At 77.1% G+C, this 2,833-nt stretch carries 2 protein-coding genes and 1 pseudogene; all 3 read left to right on the top strand.

The window, feature by feature from the left end; translation table 11 throughout:
• A partial coding sequence (locus tag ICW40_RS20170) for a hypothetical protein (protein WP_221655758.1) occupies positions 1-1,254 on the top strand: 1,254 nt, incomplete at its 5' end.
• Positions 1,251-2,237, top strand: a complete 987-nt coding sequence (locus ICW40_RS20165) for a glutamate ABC transporter substrate-binding protein (protein WP_308121939.1) — start codon at positions 1,251-1,253, stop codon at positions 2,235-2,237. The genes ICW40_RS20170 and ICW40_RS20165, both read left to right, overlap by 4 nt.
• A 20-nt stretch (positions 2,238-2,257) precedes the next feature.
• A pseudogene (locus ICW40_RS20160) lies at positions 2,258-2,833 on the top strand (hypothetical protein); the annotation flags it as partial.

The raw sequence follows: 2,833 nt of genomic DNA, 5'->3' as shown, positions 1-2,833 counted from the left end.
GTCCCGGGCGTGCCCGGCGTGCCCGCCACGGCCCCCACGGGGCGTCCGACCCCGACCCGGATGCGCCTCGTCGCCGCGGCGCTCGTCGTGCTCGGCGCGCTCGTCGGCCTCGCGGGCGCGTGGTCGTTCTCGTCGGCGGACGCGGCCCTGACCCGCGCGGACGACAACGCGGCCCAGCTGGTGCGGCTCCAGGAGCTCCAGACCCGGCTCGTGAGCGCGGACGCCAACGCCACGAACGCGTTCCTCGTCGGCGGCCTCGAGCCGGCCGACCGTCGCGCGGTGTACGACGACGCCGTGACGGCGGCCGCGGAGCTCGTCGCGGAGGCCGCCCGGGCGCAGCCCGCCGACGGCGCCGTCCTGGCCGCGCTGAACACGGCGATCCTCGACTACACCGGCGGCATCGAGCAGGCGCGGGCCGCCAACCGGCAGGCGCTGCCCGTCGGCGCGCAGTACCTGCGGGAGGCGAGCGCGACCCTGCGCGCGGACGCCCTCCCGGCGCTCGCCGCGCTCACCGACGCCAACGACGACCGCGTCCGGACCGAGCTCGCCGCGGCCCAGCTCGCGTGGGTGCTCGCGGTCGTCGCCACGGCGCTCGGCCTCGTCGGCGTCGTGGCCGCATCCGTCTGGCTCGCCCGGCGCACGCACCGCGTCGTCAACGTCCGGGTCGCCGTCGGCGGCCTCGTGCTGGTCGTGCTCCTCATCGCCTCCGCGGTCACGCTCGGCTCGGTGTCCTCGCAGGTCGGCGAGGTCCGCGACGGCCCCTTCGCGGCGGCGAGCGCGCTCTCCGAGGCCCGCCTCGGCGCGTACGACGCCAAGGCCAACGAGAGCCTGACCCTCATCTCCCGCGGCTCGGGGCAGGCGTTCGAGGACGCCTGGGTGGCCTCGTCGGACGCGACCGTCGCGGCGCTCGACACCGCGGCGGCCACGGGCACCGTCGCACCGGGCCTCGCCGAGGCCTGGGACGAGTACGCCGCCCAGCACCGCGCCCTCCGCGAGCTCGACGACGGCGGGGCGTGGGAGCAGGCGGTCACCGCCGCCACGAGCGACGCCGAGGCCTCGCCCAACGCGGCCTTCGCCGCGTTCGACACCGCCTCGGCCGCCGCGCTCGACGACGCGAGCGCCCAGGTGTCCGGCGCCCTGGGCGACGCCCGCGGCGGGCTGACCCTCGGCGCGTGGCTCGCGGCAGTGGCCGGCCTGGCCGTCGCCGTCCTGTCCTGGACCGGCTTCGCCCGGCGGATCGAGGAGTACCGGTGACCGCGCAGACCATCCGCCCACGCCGTCTGCGGTCCGTCGTCGGCGTGCTCGTCGTGCTCGCCGCGACCCTCTCGGGCTGCACGGCCGGTGCCTACTCCGAGACCACCGTCCCGACCCCCTCGGCGACCGAGTCGGCACCGTCCGCCGCACCGGGACCGGCGCCGGCCCCGGTCGAGTGCGCGGACCCGCTCGCCTCCTACGCGCCGGACGGCGCTGCGGGCCCGGGCACCATCCCCGCGGGCTCGACCATGGCGCAGATCCGCGAGCGCGGACGCCTCGTCGTCGGCGTCTCGGCCGACTCGCTGCTGCTGGGCGCGCGGAACCCGATCTCGGGCCGGCTCGAGGGCTTCGACATCGACATGGCGCGTCTCGTCGCGCAGGCGATCTTCGGCGACCCCGAGCGGCTCGAGCTGCGCGTCATCACGGCCGCCCAGCGCATCCCGTCGCTGCAGGACGGCACGGTGGACCTCGTCGTCCGCAACATGACGATCACGTGCAGCCGCTGGCAGGACATCGCGTTCTCGGCCGAGTACTACCGGTCGGGCCAGAAGGTCCTGGTCCCGCTCGGCTCGGACGCCACGTCGCTCGACGACCTCGCCGGGCAGCGCGTGTGCGCTCCCGCAGGCTCGACGACGCTCACGAAGCTCGAGGAGTTCGAGGGCGTCGAGGCGGTCGCCGCGAGCACGCACACCGACTGCCTGGTCCGCTTCCAGCGGGGCGAGGTCGACGCGATCACGGGCGACGACACGGTGCTCGCGGGCCTCGCGGCCCAGGACCCGTACGCGAAGGTCGTCGGCGAGGCGTTCACCGACGAGCCGTACGGCATCGGCGTCAACGCTGGCGCCGTCGACCTCGTGCGCTTCGTCAACGCCGTGCTCGACCAGGCGAAGTCCGACGGCACCTGGGCGGCGTCGTACGAGCGGTGGCTGGCCGAGGCGCTCGGCCCGGCGCCCGCACCGCCGGCGTCGGTCTACGGCCGGTGACGAGCCGTGGTGCACCGACGATGACCGCGCCCGCGACCGCGCCGGCCGCCCCGGCCGCGTGGGGCCGGTCCGTCGAGCCGGCGGCGATGAAGGCGTACCTGGCCGACCTCACCGCGTGGCGTGACGCGCGCCGCGCCGAGCTCGACGAGCTCGACCGCGTGGCCGTCTCCTCGCCCGACGCCGACCTCACGCGGGACGTCACGCTCGCGATGGCGCTGTGGCAGTCGGTCGCGACCCGGTGCGCCGAGCTCGAGCGCGTGTGGGACGGCGGACGCGTGGGCGGAGTGGAGCTCGCGCGCCTGTCCGCGCTCGTCTGGGGCCGGACGGACCCGGCCGCGGGGACGTCCGCCGCCCCCGGCAGCGGCGGCGTCTCGCTGCCCGAGGCCTGCCGCCTGTCCGACGCCGTGACCGCCCAGCTGCGCCGCAGGCTCGCGCTCGAGACGGTCACGGCGGACCTCGTCGGGCACCTCACCGCGCTCCGCGCCTCCGTGGAGCGCGTGCGGGACCTCGCGACCGCTGCTCCCGCGGGCGAGGCGCGGGACGCCGCGGGCGCGCTCGTGGAGCGCCTCAGCACGCGGCTCGACGACGTCACGGCC

Origin of the sequence: Actinotalea ferrariae (assembly GCF_019733465.1) — a bacterium.
GTDB lineage: Bacteria > Actinomycetota > Actinomycetes > Actinomycetales > Cellulomonadaceae > Actinotalea > Actinotalea ferrariae_A.
This window is presented reverse-complemented; position numbering and strand designations above follow the sequence as displayed.